General features: G+C 51.9%; 20 protein-coding genes. 16 read left to right on the top strand and 4 right to left on the bottom strand.

Annotated elements, in window-relative coordinates; genetic code table 11:
* Nucleotides 1–28: 28 nt before the first annotated feature.
* Nucleotides 29–1,258 carry an MFS transporter gene (locus ROJ03_RS03995; RefSeq protein ID WP_313725698.1) on the top strand — a complete coding sequence of 410 codons (1,230 nt, stop codon included), beginning with the start codon at nucleotides 29–31 and terminating at the stop codon, nucleotides 1,256–1,258.
* A gap of 122 nt (nucleotides 1,259–1,380) precedes the next feature.
* A complete protein-coding gene (locus ROJ03_RS03990; RefSeq protein WP_313725697.1) occupies nucleotides 1,381–2,055 on the top strand; it encodes a cyclase family protein in 675 nt (224 codons plus the stop codon).
* Between the two features lie 211 nt (nucleotides 2,056–2,266).
* Here the strand turns inward: ROJ03_RS03990 and ROJ03_RS03985 are convergent, their stop codons facing one another.
* Nucleotides 2,267–2,743: a cyclic nucleotide-binding domain-containing protein gene (locus ROJ03_RS03985; RefSeq protein ID WP_313725696.1), complete on the bottom strand. Its 477-nt coding sequence runs from the start codon at nucleotides 2,741–2,743 to the stop codon at nucleotides 2,267–2,269.
* Nucleotides 2,744–2,873: 130 nt separating this feature from the next.
* Complete coding sequence (locus ROJ03_RS03980) at nucleotides 2,874–3,020, bottom strand: hypothetical protein (protein WP_313725695.1); 147 nt, start codon at nucleotides 3,018–3,020, stop codon at nucleotides 2,874–2,876.
* 89 nt (nucleotides 3,021–3,109) lie between these two features.
* Between ROJ03_RS03980 and ROJ03_RS03975 the strand changes: the two genes are divergently transcribed.
* The 7 genes from ROJ03_RS03975 (at nucleotide 3,110) to ROJ03_RS03945 (ending at nucleotide 12,601) form a co-directional block, all read left to right on the top strand.
* The gene (locus ROJ03_RS03975) at nucleotides 3,110–4,270 is read left to right on the top strand and encodes a GGDEF domain-containing protein (protein WP_313725694.1); all 1,161 of its coding nucleotides are present in this window, start codon (nucleotides 3,110–3,112) and stop codon (nucleotides 4,268–4,270) included.
* A gap of 217 nt (nucleotides 4,271–4,487) precedes the next feature.
* Nucleotides 4,488–5,630, top strand: coding sequence for a GGDEF domain-containing protein (locus ROJ03_RS03970; RefSeq protein ID WP_313725693.1), 1,143 nt, complete (start codon nucleotides 4,488–4,490; stop codon nucleotides 5,628–5,630).
* A gap of 268 nt (nucleotides 5,631–5,898) precedes the next feature.
* The gene (locus ROJ03_RS03965) at nucleotides 5,899–7,206 is read left to right on the top strand and encodes a TolC family protein (protein ID WP_313725692.1); all 1,308 of its coding nucleotides are present in this window, start codon (nucleotides 5,899–5,901) and stop codon (nucleotides 7,204–7,206) included.
* Between the two features lie 5 nt (nucleotides 7,207–7,211).
* Complete coding sequence (locus ROJ03_RS03960; protein ID WP_313725691.1) at nucleotides 7,212–8,156, top strand: efflux RND transporter periplasmic adaptor subunit; 945 nt, start codon at nucleotides 7,212–7,214, stop codon at nucleotides 8,154–8,156.
* Between the two features lie 9 nt (nucleotides 8,157–8,165).
* A complete protein-coding gene (locus ROJ03_RS03955) occupies nucleotides 8,166–11,330 on the top strand; it encodes an efflux RND transporter permease subunit (protein ID WP_313725690.1) in 3,165 nt (1,054 codons plus the stop codon).
* Nucleotides 11,327–11,599: a PG0541 family transporter-associated protein gene (locus tag ROJ03_RS03950; protein ID WP_313725689.1), complete on the top strand. Its 273-nt coding sequence runs from the start codon at nucleotides 11,327–11,329 to the stop codon at nucleotides 11,597–11,599. The genes ROJ03_RS03955 and ROJ03_RS03950 overlap by 4 nt, the downstream gene beginning before the upstream one ends.
* Before the next feature lie 330 nt (nucleotides 11,600–11,929).
* Entirely contained in the window at nucleotides 11,930–12,601 is a 672-nt protein-coding gene (locus ROJ03_RS03945; protein ID WP_313725688.1) for a hypothetical protein, read from the top strand.
* A gap of 39 nt (nucleotides 12,602–12,640) precedes the next feature.
* Here the strand turns inward: ROJ03_RS03945 and ROJ03_RS03940 are convergent, their stop codons facing one another.
* Entirely contained in the window at nucleotides 12,641–14,098 is a 1,458-nt protein-coding gene (locus ROJ03_RS03940) for an aspartate aminotransferase family protein (RefSeq protein ID WP_313725687.1), read from the bottom strand.
* The gene (locus ROJ03_RS03935; RefSeq protein WP_313725686.1) at nucleotides 14,088–15,446 is read right to left on the bottom strand and encodes a diaminobutyrate--2-oxoglutarate transaminase family protein; all 1,359 of its coding nucleotides are present in this window, start codon (nucleotides 15,444–15,446) and stop codon (nucleotides 14,088–14,090) included. Before ROJ03_RS03935 ends, ROJ03_RS03940 begins: the two co-directional genes overlap by 11 nt.
* Nucleotides 15,447–15,761: 315 nt before the next feature.
* Between ROJ03_RS03935 and ROJ03_RS03930 the strand changes: the two genes are divergently transcribed.
* The 7 genes from ROJ03_RS03930 (at nucleotide 15,762) to ROJ03_RS03900 (ending at nucleotide 20,348) form a co-directional block, all read left to right on the top strand.
* Nucleotides 15,762–16,667: an ABC transporter ATP-binding protein gene (locus ROJ03_RS03930; RefSeq protein WP_313725685.1), complete on the top strand. Its 906-nt coding sequence runs from the start codon at nucleotides 15,762–15,764 to the stop codon at nucleotides 16,665–16,667.
* Entirely contained in the window at nucleotides 16,664–17,455 is a 792-nt protein-coding gene (locus tag ROJ03_RS03925) for a hypothetical protein (RefSeq protein WP_313725684.1), read from the top strand. The genes ROJ03_RS03930 and ROJ03_RS03925 overlap by 4 nt, the downstream gene beginning before the upstream one ends.
* Nucleotides 17,445–17,831 (top strand): GntR family transcriptional regulator, encoded by a 387-nt coding sequence (locus ROJ03_RS03920; RefSeq protein ID WP_313725683.1) that lies wholly within the window; start codon nucleotides 17,445–17,447, stop codon nucleotides 17,829–17,831. The genes ROJ03_RS03925 and ROJ03_RS03920 overlap by 11 nt, the downstream gene beginning before the upstream one ends.
* Nucleotides 17,815–17,991: a hypothetical protein gene (locus ROJ03_RS03915; RefSeq protein ID WP_313725682.1), complete on the top strand. Its 177-nt coding sequence runs from the start codon at nucleotides 17,815–17,817 to the stop codon at nucleotides 17,989–17,991. Before ROJ03_RS03920 ends, ROJ03_RS03915 begins: the two co-directional genes overlap by 17 nt.
* Nucleotides 17,992–18,233: 242 nt before the next feature.
* Nucleotides 18,234–18,716 (top strand): YbhN family protein, encoded by a 483-nt coding sequence (locus ROJ03_RS03910; protein WP_313725681.1) that lies wholly within the window; start codon nucleotides 18,234–18,236, stop codon nucleotides 18,714–18,716.
* 6 nt (nucleotides 18,717–18,722) lie between these two features.
* Nucleotides 18,723–19,220: a hypothetical protein gene (locus ROJ03_RS03905; RefSeq protein ID WP_313725680.1), complete on the top strand. Its 498-nt coding sequence runs from the start codon at nucleotides 18,723–18,725 to the stop codon at nucleotides 19,218–19,220.
* Between the two features lie 45 nt (nucleotides 19,221–19,265).
* Nucleotides 19,266–20,348 (top strand): phosphatidylglycerol lysyltransferase domain-containing protein, encoded by a 1,083-nt coding sequence (locus tag ROJ03_RS03900; protein ID WP_313725679.1) that lies wholly within the window; start codon nucleotides 19,266–19,268, stop codon nucleotides 20,346–20,348.
* The last annotated feature ends 117 nt before the right edge of the window (nucleotides 20,349–20,465 follow it).

Below are 20,465 nucleotides of genomic sequence, written 5' to 3'. Positions count from 1 at the left end.
ATAGTCCTTTCACCCGTATAATCGCCGTATGTACAAAAAAACCATACGGGCCTGTTATCTGGGAAACTTTGTCGGTGCCTTGATCTGCAACCTAGCGCCCTTGCTCTACATCACCTTTATGCACGAGTTTTCCCTCTCCTTTGAACAGGTGGGAAGGCTGACGTTGCTCAACTTCTTTACCCAGATCGTTGCCGACCTGGTCTTTAGCCGCCCTGTGGACAAGTGGGGTATACGCCCCTTCATCACGCTCGGGCATGGTTTGGCCTTCGTAGGGTTGTTGTTGCTCGCCTTTACCCCTAGGCTCTTCCCGACCAATCCCTATGTTGGGCTCATGGTTGCAACGGTTGTCTACAGCAGTGGGGGAGGGCTTTTTGAGCTGTTGCTCAGTGCGATCGTGCAAGGCATACCGAACGATTCCAAGGAGAGGGCAATGAGTTTGCTCCACTCCTTCTATGCCTGGGGCTTCATCGTGGTGGTCGTGGGGACCACCGTGATGCTCAAGGTCTTCGGCATGGAGCACTGGACTGCTGTGATCCTCGTCTGGAGTATCCTCCCCCTGGTGAATTTCTTCAACTTCCTCCGGGTTCCTATTGCGCCGGCCATTGCCGAGGAGCATAGGACAAAGATCAGGACCCTATTCGATTCCAAATATTTTCTGCTGGTGGTGTTTGGCATCGCTGTTGGCGGGGCAACGGAGGTATCCATGTCCCAGTGGACCAGTGCCTTTGTCGAGTCAGCCCTCCAGCTTCCCAAGGCGGTAGGGGACCTGGTTGGGCTGTGCATGTTTGCCCTGTTCCTGGGGATTGGCAGGGCTATCTACGGAAAGTATGGGGAGAGGCTTTCGGTGTGGAAGGCGATGTTCTTCGGCTCGATTCTCTGCATATTCTGCTATATTGTGGCAGCAACCTCACCTTGGCCCCTGGTTTCCCTGTTTGCCTGTACCCTTACAGGATTGGGAAGCAGCCTGCTCTGGCCAGGTTCTGTGGTCAATGGTGCAAAGCACTTTCCCCTGGCTGGAGCCTCGCTGTTTGCGATGCTGGCGGCCGCTGGAGACGGTGGGGCTTCCATAGGGCCGTGGCTTATCGGCCTGACAGCTGACATCAACCCGACCCTGGTCCAAGTCCTGCCCTGGATGCGAAGCCTTGGGGAGGGTGAGACAGCCTTGCGCAGTGGGATGCTGATAGGAACGATCTACCCAGCCCTTATGGTGCTGGCCTTGTTGGGGATGAGGAAGATGGAGAAGGGACAACCAACCTAACATAGGCCTCTTGCTTACTTGGGCATTCAGTACTCTCTTCACGGCTTCCCAATTTGCACTCTTGCTTGACAGGTATGTCTGTGCTAGTTTTAGGCATACAGAAATCTGAGGAGGGCCTTGGCATGTTTAAACGCTACTCGTATGATTTGACCTCTACAGGTCCCGTCTGGCCAGGGAATCCCCCTGCAGCTCTTGTTGAGGCGCATGAATCGATGGAAAAGGGTGATAACGCCAATACGTTCAAGGTACAATTGTTTACCCATTCAGGGACCCATATTGATGTCCCCATGCACTTCAACCGGTATGGGAAAAATGCAATTGACCTTGGGGTGGAACAGTTTATCTTTCACAAGCCGTTGGTTTTGGACATTCCCAAGCAGGATGAGGAAAGGATTCTTCCTGAAGACCTTATTCCCCACAAAAAGGCCATAGGCTCTTGCGACCTACTTTGCATCAATACCGGGTGGTCGGCTCTTCGGCAAGACCAGCCAGGGCGCTATGCAAAACAAGGACCGTATGTGAGCAATGATGCTGTACAGTACCTTCTTGCAGAGTTTCCCTCTGTTAGGGCAATTGGCCTTGATTTCATCTCCTTGGGGTCGCCCTTGCATATCCCTGAAACAATTCAGGCCCATACGACTGCAACGGGAAACAATCGTGCAGAGGGAAGGTTTATACTCATCATTGAGGATATGATTCTTGACGAACAGCTGAATAAGGCCAAACGGGTCTTTGCCTGGCCCTTGTTCATAGAGGGCTCTGATGCAGGGCCGGTCACTATAGTAGCTGAGTTTTAGGGTAGGAGCGTTTGCATATGCATCTCATCCCTCTTGGATGCACAGTTGGTTGTGGGAAACCCTCATTGACTTGGGTTTTCCCACGCAACGGTGATACATATTTCTTCTCTGGTACCAATACTTGCGTTTCACACGCTTCTTGGATAGGGTGAAATAGTCTAAAAAACCAGAAGAACAGATCTTTGCTGCAAAAACGGATGAGACTTAACCCCTACTCACTCTTCTTTGATATGAGGGCCAGCATCTCGTCGGTGGAGCGCAGCCTCCTGCTTATGTCCCTGGCAAGGTTGAGGATCAGCATCGTGTAGATCTTCAGGTTATGGGTTGCAAGATGATACAGGTCCTTGTTTGAGAGGGTTATGATCTTAGCATCAGTGAGACAGATCACACTCGCTGCACAGGGCTGGATGTCGATCAGTTCCATCTCGCCGAAGGAATCCCCTGCATGCAATGTGGTGATGATCCTCTCCCAATCCTCTGCATCGAGGGGGTGTTTGCGTATGGAGATGTCCCCTTCGGCAATGAAGTATACGGTGTTGTTGGGCTCTCCCTGCTTGAGGATGCAGGTCCCCTTTGTATAGATGTTCTCATCCAGATAGTCATGGACAACCAGCAGCTCTTCATCAGAAAGGCCACCGAACATGCTGTGCTTGCAAAGAAACTCATTTCCTAATGAACATACACTCATATGCGATCGTATCGCGCCAGGTAGAGGAAATCAAGGTTTTTGCCCCTCGTGCAGGAAAACTATTCACGTTGGCACAATGTTTTATACACGTGTCGGGCAAAAATATCAATTGTACATTTTCCCTGTCCGATTAGCTCTTCTCTGTGGTAGGGAAGGGAGGAAAGCTCTCAGCCTTGGGTATGGTGTTACCAACCAAACCGATTCCAATCCTTGGGTAGGCTTTCCCCAACGTCTCGACCTGCAGTAGGGAAGGTCCCGAACAGAGCAGAAAATCCATGGAATCGAGAAGAATCCCACATAAATTGCTTTGGTCCTGTTGTATGAAAGACTATACTGTTGTTGAACAGCTTCTATTGGGGAGAAGATATGCCCTTACTCTACTATATCCAGAATTCCACTATCTCGATTGCTCTTATTGCAATCATGCTCTTCTATGTACTGGGGCAGGGGGGTAAACGCCAGGCCCAGGATGCCCTGTTTATCGCACTGCTGTGTTGCGCCTTCTCCATACTGGTCTTTGAGTTTTCCATCGATTTGCTTACAGGCAGACTCTTCCCTGGTTCCAGGATTCTGCTCTATTTCGTCGTGTTGTGTCTGTATATGGGCAACCCCGTCCTAGGAGCCCTCTATCTGCTCTATCTGGACCAACTTCGTAACCGCTGGGTAAGAATTCCCCATAAGCTACTCTTGTTTGCCTTTGGACCGACGCTCATATGTCTGGTCCTTTGTCTCCTTAGCCTCTCCAATGGCCAGATTTTTTCTGTGGATGCGGTGGGTGTGTATCATAGGGGTCCATACTTTTACCTGATTACCCTCATTGCGTACGCCTCCATGTCCATGGGTTTTGGCTACTCCCTTTTTTTCAGGAAGAGTTTCAGCGATCACGACTTCTCCCTGTTTCTGTTCTTCCCTTTTCCCATCATCATTGGTTCTCTCATGCAGCTCTTCTTTGAAGGCCTTGAGGTGGCTGGGATAAGCATGGTCCTTACCCTGTTGGTCGTCTTCTTGCACATGCAGAATTCCCATGCAAACAAGGACTACCTTACCTTGCTGTACAATCGCAACCTTTGCGAACAGTATCTGCACTACCTCATCCATCACAGAAAGGGGGACAAGCGCATCTGTGGAATCTTGATGGATATCAATCACTTCAAGATGGTCAACGACACCTATGGCCACGAGTATGGCGACAAGGCCCTACGGCTCTTATCTCAGCTGTTGGTAGCGTGTTTCAAGGATCATTGGTTCATAGGTCGATATGGAGGGGATGAGTTCCTCCTTATCGGTGATGGGCTCACCTTCTTGCAAATGGAGAGCTCCCTGGCCAACTTTGAAGAGAAGCTCGCTCAATTCAATGCCAAAAAGCTCTTGCCCTTTGCCGTAAGTCTCTGTATGGGAACTGGTTTCTATGATACATTGGATACGGCGGATGCCCCTTCGTTCATCAAGATGCTCGACAGCCGGATGTACGAGGCAAAACGAGTGCACCATGCAAAACTAGGGCAGGGGGATCACTTTCCTGGCTAATCAGTGCATGCCAAAAATCGTGATAGCTACATTTTTCTGAAGGAACCCACAATTTTCCCAAAGTTTTCATATACATGTTGATATTTCGTTACCAACAGTACAACAAGTATCGATTCTCTCATATTTTTCCCTTGTTTTTGGGAAATACCTTTTGCAAACCCCAACTTACCTCATATACTGAAGCAGCATTCTCTCCTTGGAGGAAACCTTGCCTATAATGTATTACATCCAAAACTCGATCATAGGCATTATCCTGGTCTCCACCATGCTTTTTTATATACTGGGGCAGGGTGGGCGACGCCAGGCCCAGGACTCCCTGTTTGTTGCACTGTTGGTTTCAACCCTCTTGATCATCGTGCTGGAATTCTCTGTTGACCTGTTTACTGGAAGGACCTTCATCGGTTCACGAGCCATCCTTACCGTTGCAACCTTTCTGTTCTACACCGTCAACCCCATCCCTGGGGCCCTCTATCTGCTCTATCTTGACCAGCTTCATAGGCGGTGGGTAAAGATTCCCCGAGGTATTGGTTTGCTGGCCTTTACCCCATCATTCCTGGCCCTGGTCCTGAGTTTTCTGAGCCTCTTTTCCGGTCTTGCCTTTTCGATAGACGCCAACAACCTCTATCATAGAGGCCCGCTTTTTTTCCTTGTCATCATATTTGACCTTGTCTGCATGTTTATGGGCTTTGCCTATCTGCTCATCTTCCGCAGTAGTTTCAAGGGGAAGAATTTTTCCCTGTTCGTATTTTTTCCCATCCCTATCCTGGTGGGAGCGCTCTTGCAGATGAATTTTTATGGAGTGGAGGTGGCTGGCATAAGCCTCGCCCTCACCTTACTGGTTGCGTTTCTGCAGATGCAAAACCTGCAGGCCAACAAGGATTACCTTACCTTGCTCTACAATCGCAGCCTCAGTGAGCAATACCTGTCCCATCTTATCCTCCACAGGAAGCCTGCAAAGCAACTGGGAGGCCTGTTGATGGACATCAACAGCTTCAAACAGGTCAACGATCTCCACGGGCACGACCTTGGGGACAGGACCTTACGCCATTTTTCCAAATTGCTTGTCGAAAGCTTCAAAGGGGACTGGTTTATCGCCCGCTATGGTGGGGATGAGTTCATTCTCTTCAACCCCAACACCTCAGAACAGGAGATGGCAAAGGACCTTGACCATTTTCGGCAGCAGCTGTCCAATTTCAACCAAAAAGAGCTACTTCCCTTTGCTGTCACCGCCAGTGTAGGTGCCGCCATCTATGCCACGGGTGATGGTCCCTCGTTCATACAGACCCTTGACAATCGTATGTATAGGGACAAGAAGATCTTCCATACCAAGACAAATCTCGATGGGCTGCTACATAGCTGAAGCTGGGGGAAGATGGTCAATCGAGGTTGCTACACTTCATATCTGCTTCTTTGTTCATTATTTGTACCCTTGCTAGTACAAAGAGCAAAAAAATACTATATTGCAGGGTAGAAACGCACAGTAATCATTGGTTTCTTCGGCCTCATGTAGCTCTCTGTTCCCTAGTTGCTGCTACCTTCTGCCTGTCTATCTAGTGAACACAGCTGTTGGGATTCCTAAGAGCAACTAGTATTACTCTGCTTCCTTGTATCCTTGGAGTATACCTATCATGCATAAACACAATCTGTCATTATCGCTTATTTTTCTTCTCTGTCTGTTTGGGTTCCCGCCTCTTGGCGCTGAGGCCATAACGCTCGACACAGCCCTCGATCTTGCCTACTCGAACAACCTCTCCCTACGGATGAACATGATTGACCTCAAGGGTGCCCAACGTGCAGTGGACACCTCCTGGAATCTCTTTTTGCCCAAGGTGAGTGCATCCCTGTCCAACTCTGGAAATACCGGAGTATTTATTACCGACCCCTCCTTCAAAAGTACCACGAGCCTCGGCCTCTCCGTCTCCTTGATGCTCAACCCTGCGGTCAAGGAACAGCTTTCGTCTTCCAAATTGGATTTCACCACCCAAAGCGTTACCCTTGCCCAGGCAAAGGCAACGCTGAAGAGAGATGTCACCAAGTCCTTCTACTATCTGCTTATGGAAAAGGAAAATCTCTTGCTCCAGCAGGCGAATCTTGACCTGGCACAAAAACAGTATGCACAGGTGAAGGAGAAGTACGAGAGTGCTTTCGCCTCGGAGTTGGAACTGCTCTCTGCCCAACTCTCCTATGAATCGCTCAAACCGGCCTTTACCCAAACCAAGAATGCCTATGCCTCGGCCTTGCTCTCCTTCAAGGTGCTCCTGGGCTTGGACCTTGCACAGGATATCCAACTCGACGGGACCGTCCCCTCGATAGGTGATGGCCTGACCCTGGAGAACCTGGAGAACTACCTCCAGCAGAACTTCTCGCTGAAACTGCTCGACCTGAACCTCTCCTCCTTGCAGAACGCCAAGGACCTGCAGAGCAAGGTCTCCTTGCTGCCAACCCTTAGCCTGAGCAGCTCGTATGGGATCAACTATAGCGAACCTATACCCTTTGGTGCTACAAAACATTGGAGTGATGCCACCCAGTACAATATAACCGTCAGCATCCCCCTCGATGCCCACATAGCGGGGTCGGGAGCACAAGTATCCCTGCAGAAGATGCAGGATTCCATCGACAAGCTCTTCATAACAAGGGAACTGACAAGAAAGCAGCTTTCCCAGGCCCTTGCCTCCCGTGTTGACAACCTCAATGCCATGACCGAACAGCTTGAAGTGGCAAATTTCAATCTGCAGCTTACCGAGAAAGTCTATGGGATGACGATGGCCCAGTACCAGAGTGGGTACACAGGCTACCTTGAGGTAGAGAAGATCCAAGGGGACCTGCTCAAGGCAAAACAGAATATCCTTGGCTTGCAATACCAGTACATTACCGGTTTTGTCGACCTGATGTATGACCTGAACATCGATACGAATACACTAGAGAAGGAGCTGTAACCACCATGGGTGAACACACCACTACCAATAAGAAGAAAAAAGCTGGGCTCGTTGTCCTGCTTGTCCTGATCGTAGCCGCTGTTGCGGTCATAATCCTCAACCCCTTTGCCAACCTCAAGAAGCTGAACCCCTTGGCCAAGGATGGCACCGAAACAGCCGAGAAGGTTGCCATCGCAGTGAAGGTCCAGCCTGTACTACGTGCCGACCTGCAGAACTACATCCTGGGCAATGGCAATGTCATCGACCCCAAGGCCCTGGATGTCTACCCTGAGGTCGTGGGCAAGCTCACCTATCTCAACGCAAAGGTGGGGGACAAGGTCGAGAAGGGTGTTCTCCTTGCCAAGATCGACCCCTCAAGGGCTGGGGTTGTCTACAAGGAGAGCGAGGTGCTCGCTCCTGCAGACGGAACGGTCCTGGCAGTCAACTATGCAAACGGAGCCTCTGTCTCCTCCCAAGGTCCGCTAGTGCGCATTGGCATGCTCCAGGCCCTTGAGGTGGAGATGGACATAGCCGAGAGGTATGTCGGCAGTGTCGTGCTCGGAACCGAGGCGATGGCTACCTTCAAGGCATTTCCCGACAGAGCTTTCCTTGGAAAGGTGGTACGTCTGAGCCCGGTGCTCAATCCGACCAGCAGGACCCTGGAGATAGGGATCCAGCTCGAGGACCCCGACCATCTGGTGAAGAGCGGGATGTTCCCGACCATTACCATCCTTACCGAAAAGCTTGAAGGGGTGCTTGTCGTATCCCGCAACAGCGTGCTCTACGAAGGAAACCAACCCTATGTCTATATAGTAGGGAAGAGTGGCCTCTCTGAGCGAAAGAACATCAAGGTAGGCCTGGTTGTGGACGACAAGGCCGAGGTGTTGGATGGTTTGAAAGAAAAAGACCAGGTCATTGTGCAAGGACAGACTCTCCTCACTGAAGGTACTTCTGTCCGGATAGTAAAATAGGTATACCATATGAGCATAACTGATACCGTAGTACGAAGACCAACCACCATCATAGTAATCTATACACTGCTTACCGTGCTGGCCTTGGTTGTATTTCCCAATCTCGCAGTAGAGCTGTTTCCTGAGATGGACCTACCCATGGTGGTCATCTATTCGTCCTACACAGGGGCGAGTCCTGAGACCATGGAGGCACGGGTTACCAAGAACCTTGAATCTGCTGTCTCCAATGTCGGTGGCATCAAGGCCATCAACTCAACCTCATCCGAAGGCTTCAGCATGGTGATGCTGCAGTTCAACTATGGCACCGACCTGGACAAGGCAAGCCAGTCGATAAACGACAACCTGAACCTCTACGCCGATGCCTTTCCCGATGAGGCCTCAACGCCAACCATCTTCAAGATCAACACCAACATGATGCCCATCATGAATATTGCAGTCATCGGGGCGGAGGGACAGGACGCCAATGAGTTGCGCTCCATTGCAAAGGAGAAGATCCAGGCCAAACTGGAACGGGTTGGGGGAGTCTCCTCCACCACGATCAATGGCGGCCAGGACAACTACATCCAGGTGGCGGTTGAACAGAACAGGCTTGAAGCCTATTCGATCACCCTCTCCCAGGTGGCAAGGGCCCTCAATCCCCAGAACTACCAGATAGGCTCGGGTTCCATCACCGAAGGGGGGGTCTCATACCTATTGCGTACCGATGCCCAGCTCACCACCCTTGAGGACATCGGGGATGTGCTCGTAGCATCCTTTCCCAAGTACAACGCCTCAGGCGTGGTGGCATCCACCCTTACCGTACGGCTCAAGGACATTGCAGACATCTCCTATGCCTACAAGGATGCCTCCTCCAAGGTATTCATCAATGGGGAGAGTGGGGTATACCTCTCTGTCTCCAAGGAGTCCGATGCCAACAGCGTGCAGGTTGCCAAGGATATCTACAAGGTCATCAATGAACTGAACAAGGAACTCCCCAAGGGTGTGAGCCTCTATGTGACCATCGACACCACCACCATGATCGACTCGACCATTGCAACGGTCTACCAGTCGCTCTTGTATGGTGTCATCCTGGTCATGATCGTCCTGTTCATCTTCCTCAGAAGCCTCAAGTCGACATTCATCATCGGCCTCTCCATCCCGGTCTCCATGCTCGTCACCATCCTGGTGATGTTCTTCATGGGATATTCACTCAACCTCATGACCCTCTCCGGCCTGATACTAGGCCTTGGCATGACAGTTGACTGCTCGATCGTCGTACTTGAGAACATCTTCCGGTACCGTGAAAGGGGATCGAAACTCCAGACTGCAGCCCTGTTGGGCACCAAGGAGATGATTGTAGCCATAACGGCATCAACTCTGACGACAGTCTGTGTATTTGTCCCTATCGTGCTGCTGAGGAGCAACCTGGAGATGCTTGGTGAGATGCTCACCCCAATGGCAGCCACCATCATCATATCCCTCATCTCCTCCCTGGTGGTCTCCATCACCCTCATCCCGGTGCTTACCAGCTCCTACGTCAAGGTCTATACCCGAAAGCAGAAGCCTTTGAAGGTAGGCATCCTGCGCAAGATGGATGATGGCATGGAAGGGGCTTTTCAGGCTCTCGATAGGGGCTACAAGCGTATTTTGGCCTCTCTTCTCGACCACAAATGGCTCAGTACCCTTCTGGTTGTCCTCATCATGGTCATCACCGTCCAGGCATTCTCTGCCATGCATACGACCCTCTATCCCCAGATGACCGAGAGTTCGGTCTCCCTGACCGTAACCCTTCCTGTGGGGTCGACCCTGGAGTCCACGGAATCCATCCTCAGGGACCTTGAACTGAAGGCAAAGGAGGAGATCAAGGGGTACAAGGACATCATCGTGACCGTTGGAGGTGGAGGCATCTTCGGCAATGGCAGCTCCAACAGTGGTACGCTGCAGATCTCCCTACCTGAGAGTGACAAGCAGATCGACACCATGTTTGATGTCCAGGAGAAGCTCAGGTCCTATTTCAACGACTATCCTGCAGCATCATTCTCGTTCTCGACAGTCTCCATGGGATTGGGCAATGCCAACCCGGTTGATGTCATCATCAAGAGCGACAACCTGGAACTGGCGTTTGCAACGGCTGATCAGGTACAGGCCCTGATAGCTGCCAACCTCCCCGGTGTCACCGAACCAAGGACCGACTTTTCCAAGGGCCTGCCCCAGCTTGAGGTGCAGATCGACCGGGAAAGGGCCTACTCCTATGGCCTTACCATGCAGGGCATAGCCACTGAGATCAGCAACAGTGTCAGCGGCATCACGGCAACCCAGCTGAAGACCAACGGGACCGACACCAACGTGATGGTCATGCTGGCATCCAAGGATCGTGCAAGCGAGATGGACCTGGAGAGAATCTTTGTCCAGAACTCCTTTGGGCAGAAGATTTCCCTGGCAAACCTTGCAACGATTACCCGTTCCACCGGCCCTGTCTCCATCACCCGTGAGGATGAGATCCGCACCGTGCATGTCATCGGTGGCTTGGCAGATGGATACGCCTCCTCGGCTGTCGAGAAGGAGATCAAGGCCCTCATAGCCGAGAACATGGTCCTCAGCGACGAGGTGTACATCGAGTACGGTGGAGACTTTGCAGATATGGCAGCCATGGCAAAGCAGGTGGTCATCATCCTCCTGCTGGCAGTGGTGCTGGTATTTGGGGTCATGGCAAGCCTGTTCGAGTCCTTCAAGAACCCGTTCATCATCCTGCTCTCCATCCCCCTGATGGCTGTAGGTGTCGTCGGGATCTACCTGATAACAGGAGAGACCTTCAGCCTTATTTCGGCGATCGGGGTCGTCATCCTTGCAGGCATTGTAGTCAACAACGGCATCGTCCTTGTCGACTACACCAACCTGCTGAGAAAGCGTGGCATGGACCTGCGCAGCGCCTGCCTTGAGGCTGGGGGAAACCGGCTTAAGCCGATTCTGATGACCAGCCTCACCACGATCTTCGGCATGATCCCCCTGGCGTTCTTCGGAGGCCAGGGAGCGGAACAGATCCAGCCTTTGGGGCAGACGATCGTAGGAGGGATGGCCATCAGCACCCTGATGACCATATTCTTCACCCCAGTGCTCTACGCCCTGTTCAACAAGGATAAGAGCAAGCTTGACATTGAGAGCATCGAAACATTCGTAGAAGGAGATCTTTCATGAAAAGGGTAGAGATCATCGCAGCCCAAGCCATCCAGGACGACCTTCTGGATGCCTTGGCCCACTATAAGGTTCCCATGCACTACACCATCATCCCCACAGTCCATGGCAGGGGCTCGACAACTCCCAAGCTTGGCAACGATGTATGGCCTGAGGAGAATTTCATCCTGCTCATCTACTGTGAGCAAGAGGTACTCGAAAGCATTGAACAGGCCATCGTCCTGGTAAAGAAGAAATACGACCATGAAGGCATCGGATACTTTGTGATGTAGAGTGTTCTCCTTTGCTTGCATGAAACATTTCATGCCAAGATAAAGTGCCGAGGACAAGATACTGACAAAGAACAAGATAGCGACCAAGAAAAAAACACCATGCAGAGAGCTCCTTGAGGGAAACCTTGGGGAGCTCTCTGCATGCTTCTGCCCAAAGGGGTGTGTCTGACCCTGATCCCTTACTGAGGCGAAGCTCAGGTTGCCAGGGTTGCTCTGCACTTCTGGACAAAATCAACGGAAAGCTTGCCATGCAAGGTTTTTTCAAGCCATCGCCTCTGGCATTTCCCTCCCTTTCCAGCTATGGTTGCTTCAGAAAGAGGGCAGAGTTACATGAATACATTTTTCCTTAGGTTGCTGAGGTTGTTCTTTGGATTGTTTCTCTATGCAGTGGGAATCATCCTGACCATGAAGGGCAATATCGGCTATGCCCCATGGGAGGTCTTCCATGCAGGCCTTGCCAAGGTCCTGGGCATGCAGATAGGCACCGTATCCATCCTTGTGGGGTTGGCCATCTGTGGGATCGTCCTGCTCTCTGGTGAGAAGCTTGGCCTGGGAACCCTTTGCAACATGGTCTTTGTCGGACTGTTCATGAATTTGCTGCTCGGCCTGGACTTCATCCCCAAACAGGACACGTTCTTGCTCGGGGCTCTGCAGATGATAGCAGGGCTGTTTGTCATCTCCTTTGCCACCTACCACTACATCTCCTCGGGGTTTGGTGCTGGTCCCAGGGACAGCCTCATGGTAGTCCTTACCCGCAAGACCAAGCTGTCGGTAGGGGTCTGCCGTAGCGGCATGGAGATCCTTGTCGTCACCATTGGAGCCTTCCTGGGAGGCCTTGTAGGGCTTGGGACCCTGCTTGCGGCCGTTGCCATCGGATTTTGCATACAGCTTACCTTTAAGGTTCTCCATTTTGACCCAACCAAGGTGGTGCACGAGACCTTTTTCGATACCTTCAGGAATCTTTCCAAGGTAAAGGTAATACAACAGCCCCCCTTGTCCTAAGGGAGGCTGTCAGAAAGGACGCTAGTCTTTTGTGGTTCTCTAGCCCATAATCTCTTTGCCCAACTCCTCGATGAGAAGCAACAGCTCATCAAGCTTGTCATGGGTCAAGAGCGGGTTGAGCAGGGTGAACTTGAGGAAGGTCTTGTTTTCATAGACCGTCTGGCCTATGACCACACCCTTGCTGTGGAGCAGGAGACGCCGGACCTTCTTGTTGACCTCACAGGTAGCCTGCAGCCTGAATACCACCGAGCTTATCTCAGGTTCGATGGCAACCTCAAAGGCGCTGTTCTTCTTCAGCTGGCCATAGAGGTAGGCAGCATTCTCGATGCAGGTGTCGATGATCGAGGCATACCCATCCTGGCCACGGACGAGAAACGATACCCACACCTTCAGGGCATCGAAACGCCTGGTTGTCTGCATCGATTTTCCGACGAGGTTGGTGTAGCCATCCTCTTCGTCCTCTTCCCGGTTCAGATAGTCTGCATGGAGGGAGAAGGCCTCAAGGTTTTTTCCATCCCTGACCAAAAAGGCACCACAGCTGATGGGAAGCAAAAACATCTTGTGGAAGTCCACGGTTATCGAATCACACTCTGCGATGGGCCCGAGGCGATGGGCATACTGGGTGGAAAGCTGTACACCACTGCCATAGGCCGCATCGGCATGCAGCCAGAGCTTGTGCCTCTTGCAGATGGCACTCAGTGCATGCACAGGGTCAATGCTGCCATAGTCGGTGGTACCAAGCGTTGCGACGACACAGAAGGGCAACAGGCCCGCTTCCTTGTCCAGCAGGATGAGAGCTTCCAGGGCCTCGCTATCCATCCTGCACTCCTTGTCTACCGGGACCTTCCTTACCGCATCGTAGCCAAGGCCAAGAAGGTGGGCGCTCTTCTCCATGGAGAAGTGTGACACCTCCGAGGTGTAGATACGCAGCTTGCTATAGGAGGGTGGCAGACCCAACTTCTTTACATCATGCTTGAGGGCCTTGCTGCAGTACCAATCGCGGGCCAGGGTAAGGCCGCTGAGATTGGACTGGCTTCCCCCGGAGGTGAAGATGCCATCGCTCTCCATCGGGTAGCCGTAGAGCGAGCAGAGAAACCTCGTTACCTGCAACTCCACCTCGGTAGCTATGGGAGACTGGTCCCATGAGTCCATCGATTGGTTGAAGGTGGAGATGATCAGCTCGCTGCAGATGCTTTCCAGAAGGGCAGGGCTATGCAGGTGTGCAAGGTAGTCGGTGCTGGTGGTTCTCAGAAAGTTGGGCAGGATCACACTCTCAAGTTCTTGCAGGACCTGGTCGAAACCAAGACCTGCAGGGGGGAGGAGGGTAGGCCTCTCTATCAGGGCCTGCAGTTCCTGCGGGCTCTTTCCACCATAGGCCCTATCGTCGGCAATGGCATCGAGGATGGCCTTGACGGTCGCCTCAACCATTGCCCGGTAGGACTCTTTGGTTGTCTCTTCATGAGTAAGGAAATAGGGCATGGCCAGTTCATCGTTCATCGGCTTCTACCTGGCGGATGGCTCTCTCTAAAGTATCAAGCATGATGGCTATCTCCTCCCGAGAGACGTTCAGGGCACAGAGGCAGCGCATGACCGACCCATATCTACCGCCCTTTTCCATGATGAGCCTATTCTCAAAACAGTGCTTCTGGATCTTGGCGGCAATGGTCCCGCTAGGAGGATAGGAACCGAGGGAGTCAGCCTGGGCGTTGGTATCGACAAACTCGATGCCGATCATCAGGCCCTTGCCCCTGATGTCGCCGATGATGGGCAGCTCTGCCTTGAGTCGGTAGAGCCTCTCTTCGATCAGCTTCCCTTTTGCCTTCACCTCATCAAGGAAATTCTGGGTGCTTACCCGCTTCATCACCACCGTGCCAGCTGCCATGGCAAGCTGGTTGCCACGGAAGGTCCCTGCATGGGCGCCTGATTCCCACAGGTCGAGCTTCTTGTTGTAGATGACGACGCTCATGGGCTGGCTGCCCCCGATGGCTTTGGAGGCGAGGATGACATCAGGGGTGATGTCGGCATACTCGAAGGCAAAGAACCTGCCGCTTCGGCCGATACCACACTGGATCTCATCGACGATCATGGGGATGTCGAGCTCCTGGGTCACCCGCCTGATAGTCTGCAGGAACTTTATAGGTGCAGGAATGACACCGCCCTCTCCCTGTATGGGTTCCAGGATCACCGCTGCAGGTTTGGTTATCCCACTTTCAGGATCCTTGAGGGTCTTCTCGAAAAATGCACAGGCAGCATCGATGCCTGCATCCCCACCTAGACCGAATGGACAGCGGTAGGAGTAGGGGTAGGGGAAGAAATGGACATCGGGCATAAGGCCATTGACTCGGTTCTTTGCGTTGAGGTTGCCGGTGAGGGCAAGGGCTCCGTGGCCCATGCCATGGTAGCCGCCACCAAAGGCGATGATCGATGACCTTCCTGTTGCTGTCTTGCAAAGCTTGATGGCTGCATCGACGGCATCGGTTCCGGAGGGACTGCAAAATTGGATTCTTCCGTTGGTTTGCAGTTCTTCAGGAAGGAGGGAGAGTATGGTCTGGACAAATGTGTCTTTCGTTGGGGTTGTCAGGTCTAGGGTATGTAAGGGGGCTTCTGAGGTGATGAGATCGACCATGGCCTGGTTGACTTCTGCATCGTTGTGCCCAAGGGCCAGTGTTCCGGCTCCGCAGAGGAAATCCAGATAGGAGTTTCCTTCCACATCCTCAATCCAGGAACCTTTTGCTTTTTTGATCGCGATAGGGAATTTTCTAGGATAGCTTCTTGCGTTTGATTCAGTTTCGTTTTGACGGTCGAGGTAGGTTTTGTTGCTAAGTAAGTTCAAGGTTTCGTTCATCACCCTCTGTCCTTTCTAGTCCATGTTGAATTTTTGTACCAAAATAAGGTTTTGGCCCTTTTTTTATTAAGTGTTTCCCAGAAGGGTGAGCCTCTGGTTTTTGCTTTTGCGCATAAACGAACCGTCCATGCGCGAGAAAAGATGTTATCAACTTATGGGGGGTTTTACCAGCCATAGGCTACTGATTTGCTTGAAATACTGGTGGTATGGAATTGTTTCAAAACATTTCAGGAAAATTATATGGGAAGTGGTAGACATCCTTAAGTAATTAGTGTATTAGTTAGCTAGTTCACTAATGTATTCAAGGAGGCATCAATGGCCAATGAACTAGAATCGACAAATTCGGCTATCCAAGTGGCCGTATCCGTCAAGGATGAAGTCATACACATGCAGGATATTGGCTTCTCATATGGGAGGAAACCCCTGTTCAACCACCTCAATCTCAGCGTCATGCGTGGAAACATCTACGGCCTGCTGGGAAAGAACGGTTCGGGCAAGACAACCCTGCTCAAGCTGCTCTCTGGGCAGCTGTTCCCCTCAGAAGGGTATACCTCGGCATTGGGATTTGACCCAGTCGAGCGCAAGCCCCCCATGCTCAGTGAGATTTTCTACCTTCCTGAGGAGTTCCCCCTGCCGAAGATGAAGGCAAAGGAGTATCTGGCGATGCGTTCGGTCTTCTATCCCAGGTTCGACCATACGATGTTTGCCCAGTTCTGCAAGGATTTTTCCTTGGACATGCAGCAGAACCTCAGCGAGATGTCCCTTGGCCAGAAGAAAAAGCTGTTGCTTGCCTTTGGCCTTGCATCCAATACGGCACTGCTTATCCTCGATGAACCTACCAATGGCCTGGACATCCCCTCCAAACGGCAGTTTCGCCAGACGGTCGCTTCTGCAATGACTGAGGATAGGACCTTCATCATCTCCACCCACCAGGTGCGGGACATGGAGAACCTGATCGACCCCCTGATCATCCTCAATGATGGTGCCATCATATTCAATGACACGGTTGACTCGGTCAATGACAGGTTTGTCATGGCGCTGGTCTCCAGTGACCCAGGCCCTGAGAAAGGGATCGTCTACAAGGAGAAGGTCCTGGGTGGATGGATGGTTTTGAAGGAACGGGAAGAGGGTGAAGAGGTACAGGGCCAACCTCTGGACCTTGAGACCCTGTTCAATGTGGTGGTAGAGAATCCTACCCTGATGGCAGGAGGTGCACGATGATGAAGCGATTTGGTTTGTTGGTAAACCGTGAGGTACAGACAGGGAAACGGGACCTGAGCATCTATGCCCTCACGATATTCCTGGTCTTGTTTGCAAGTGAAACGATCAATTCCTTTGTTGCACAGTACTCCCGGATGGGGTTTGCTCCAGCGGTCTATGACGGTCTGTTCTCTAACTTCCTGTTCATCGGAGGCTTCATCATTACCAGCCTCTCGTTTGCCAGTGACATGTTCAGCAAGAATGGCCAGCACGAGTGGCTGATGCTTCCTGCAACCTCGTTTGAGAAATTTATGGCAAAAGGGGTGCTCTCAGCCTTTGTCTACCCGATCGCCATTATTCTCTTGTTCTTTTTGACTTCGGTGGTTACTGAGCCTATCCAACTGCTCTTCTTTGGCAATCCTGTGACCTTGTTCAACCCCTTTACGGGTGGGTTGGGATCGCAGCTGGCTTCGTACTGGGTATGGCAGTCTGTATTCCTCCTGGGAGCCACCTATTTCCACAAGGGCCACTTCTTCAAGACGGTCCTCTCCATTGGAGGTATCGGCATTGCCCTTGCCACCCTTGGACTCCTGTTTGTGAAGATCATCTTTTCCCTCAAGTATGGCTCCTCGCTGAGGACCTTTGATGTGGTCTTCTCCTTTGACCGGTTCCTGCTTGACCCGGCTTCTGGAGCCATAGGGGCCTTCAGGGCATTGGGCAAGATTCTCTACTATGTCGCACTTCCCATCTTCTGCTGGGTCACGGCGTACTTTAGGGTTGAGGAGGTCCAGGCAACAGATGCAGTTTAACAACAGTTCACCAATCTATGTACAGATAACACAGTACATTCATGACCTTATCATCAACACAGCTTGGGTTGAGGAGGAGAGGATCCCATCGGTTCGCGATATGGCGATGCAGTTGGAGGTCAATCCCAATACGGTCATCAGGGCGTACTCGATCCTCCAGGATGAAGGTATCCTGGAAAACCAACGAGGCATCGGGTACTTTACCGCAAAGGATGCCCGGACCCTGGTCCTCAAGAAGAAACGGGAGCAGTTCATACGACGGGAGCTCCCAAACCTCTTTGCATCGATGAGGACACTGGGCATCACGCTAGAGGATATAGAGACCTATTTCCTGTTATTCAAAAAGGAGCAGAACGATCATGAAATCGAATCATAAGAAGAGCAATAGGATGCTTGTCGTCGGGGCCATCTTCCTGGTGGTCTACCTGCTGGCAAGTGTGGTTTTTGGTTCCTTCATGCTTGACCAGCGTGTGACGAACAACTCGCTGAACAGGTCTGTGACCTACTCCTCCTTCTCTGTGAGGCATGGGTTCTAGGTAGATACACTTGCATGTAGTCAGTTTTTTCTTCTCCATACGTATCTCTTCGCATCGTACTTTTCGGCGTATCTCTTTCGGGAGATACGCCGATTTTCTCTAGGGCAGGGAGTGAGGGGTTCGCCCAGGACACCAGGTACTGGATACCGATAGGGTAGGCTCGGTATTATGGTATTTCAGGGTATGGTACATTGCTAACAGAATTCCTTTCTGCTACTGTTTGGCAAGTGGGCAGAAGAATCATGGCTACCAATTCCCAGGAGAGGTCCACCACCATACAGACCTATTGGAAACGAGCGAAGCCCCTGCTTATCGTGGCGATCCTTACAGGGGCTCTCCTCCTTTTGTACAGGCAGCTGAGAACCTACCACTACCATGACCTGGTCCCTCAGGTGAAGGCCTACCCACGTTGGACGATCGCCTTGGCCTTGGCCATAACTGCCTGCAACTATTTCATCCTGACCTTCTATGATGTGTTGGCGATGAGGTACATCAAAAAGTCCCTTCCTCACCGCAATGTTGCCCTCGCTTCCTTTATGAGCTATGTATTCAGCTACAACATCGGCCTCTCCCTTTTCGGGTCGAGTACCATCCGCTACCGTTTCTACGCCTCCTGGAAGCTCGATGGCAACGACATAGCAAGGATTATTGCCTTTTGTGTCACGACCTTCTGGATAGGGCTGGCAACCATGGGAGGTATCTCCCTGGCCCTTACCCCGACATAGCTATCCATGTTCCCCAAATTCGGCATCTGGACGAATCTCCTTGGTGTTGCCATGGTCCTGATGGTGGTCCTCTACTGTGTTGCCTGCTTCAGGAACAGGCAAACCTTGCATTTCAAGGCTTTTTCCATCGGCTTTCCACCACCGAGGATTGCCCTACAGCAAATCCTGGTATCCTCCCTTGATTGGGTCCTGGCCGCTTGTGTCCTGTATGTCCTGCTGCCTTTGGGTAGGCCCTCATTCCTCTCTTTTTTGGGAATCTTTGTCATCGCTCAGCTGGCAGGGGCTACCAGCCATATCCCGGGGGCCCTGGGTGTCTTCGACTCGCTCATCATGGTGCCATCCCGTTCACTGTTCACCAGGCACTCTGCACTTATCGCCCCGACTTCAATCATCCAATGGTCGGTTTCTGTTGCCACCGTCCTGGTAGCCGTCCTTTGGCTCGGCTTCTTTTCCTATAAGCATGTACAGTATTCAAACGAGTTCTGGTGGACCTTTGCCCTGTAAAAGGATGCTCCGCGTTTTTTGCGGGCAAGCTTGGGTATAGGGATCATGTCCCTGGTGATCTCCCTACGGGTCCTGCTCTCCTCAGTGCCACACATGGACCATGTGACCCTGGAAGAGTGCAAAGAGAGTATCCTATCCATCCTGGCGGCCTCGCCACGGTCGGAGGCAAACCTTGCTTTGCTTGGGGATAAGTACTTCTTCTTCGATGAAGCCAGAACGGCCTTCCTCATGTACGGGGAAAGCGGGAGATCCCTTGTGGTAATGGGCGACCCGGTCGGGAGGGAGGCGTCCTTCCAGAACCTGGTCTGGTCCTTTTATGAGAAAACCCGAAAGCAGGGGGCCAGGATCGTCTGGTATGAGATCTCCTCAGCCTACCTGCCGGTCTTCATAGAACTTGGCATGCATATTTTCAAGATAGGGGAGAAGGCCCTGGTAGATCTCGCTTCCTTTTCCCTGGAAGGGGGTAAGGCAAAGAACCTCAGGCCTCCCCGCAACAAACTGATAAAGGAAGGGTACACCTTCTCCGTCCTGGAACCAGAAAAGATCGAGCCCTATCTGGATGAGATTGAAGCGGTATCGAACCGGTGGCTACAGGAGAAGAACTCCAAGGAGAAGGGGTTCTCCCTTGGGTATTTCAGCAGGGAGTACCTCAGGCATTTCCCTTGCGCTGTGGTGATGCATGAGGGCAAGATCACAGCCTTTTCCAACCTCTGGACAAGTGGGGACAAGGGTGAGCTCTCTGTAGACCTCATGCGCTACCGCAAGGAAGCTCCAAGTGGGACCATGGAGTATCTCTTTATTGAAATCATGCTCTGGGGGAAAGGCCAGGGCTACCGCTTCTTCAACCTGGGTATGGCACCCATGTCCGGCATCGAGGCTGGGGAAGGGACCCCTCTGTGGAACAAGAGTGTGAACTTCATCTTCCAGAACGGTGAAGGGATCTACAATTTCCAGGGGCTGAAGGCCTTCAAGAACAAGTTCAACCCAGAGTGGGAACCCCAGTACATTGCACTGCCTGCCTCGTTGGGCAACTCCATGCTTCCTGTCATCGGGGCCGATATAGCTCTGTTGGTCAGGCGGGGTAGGCCCCTGCCTGCCGGTAAGGAAAGAGTGGAGACAAAGGCATAGCGGATGGATGTCCAGCATGGTGCGGCGTATCTCCCTCTATCGGGAAATACGCCGTTTCTGTCTGATAGTGACTGCAGGTAATAAATAATAACTTATTGTTTTAATAGGAGTTAAAGG

The organism is Sphaerochaeta sp. PS (genome assembly GCF_032144095.1).
Taxonomy (GTDB): Bacteria; Spirochaetota; Spirochaetia; order Sphaerochaetales; family Sphaerochaetaceae; genus Sphaerochaeta.
This window is presented reverse-complemented; position numbering and strand designations above follow the sequence as displayed.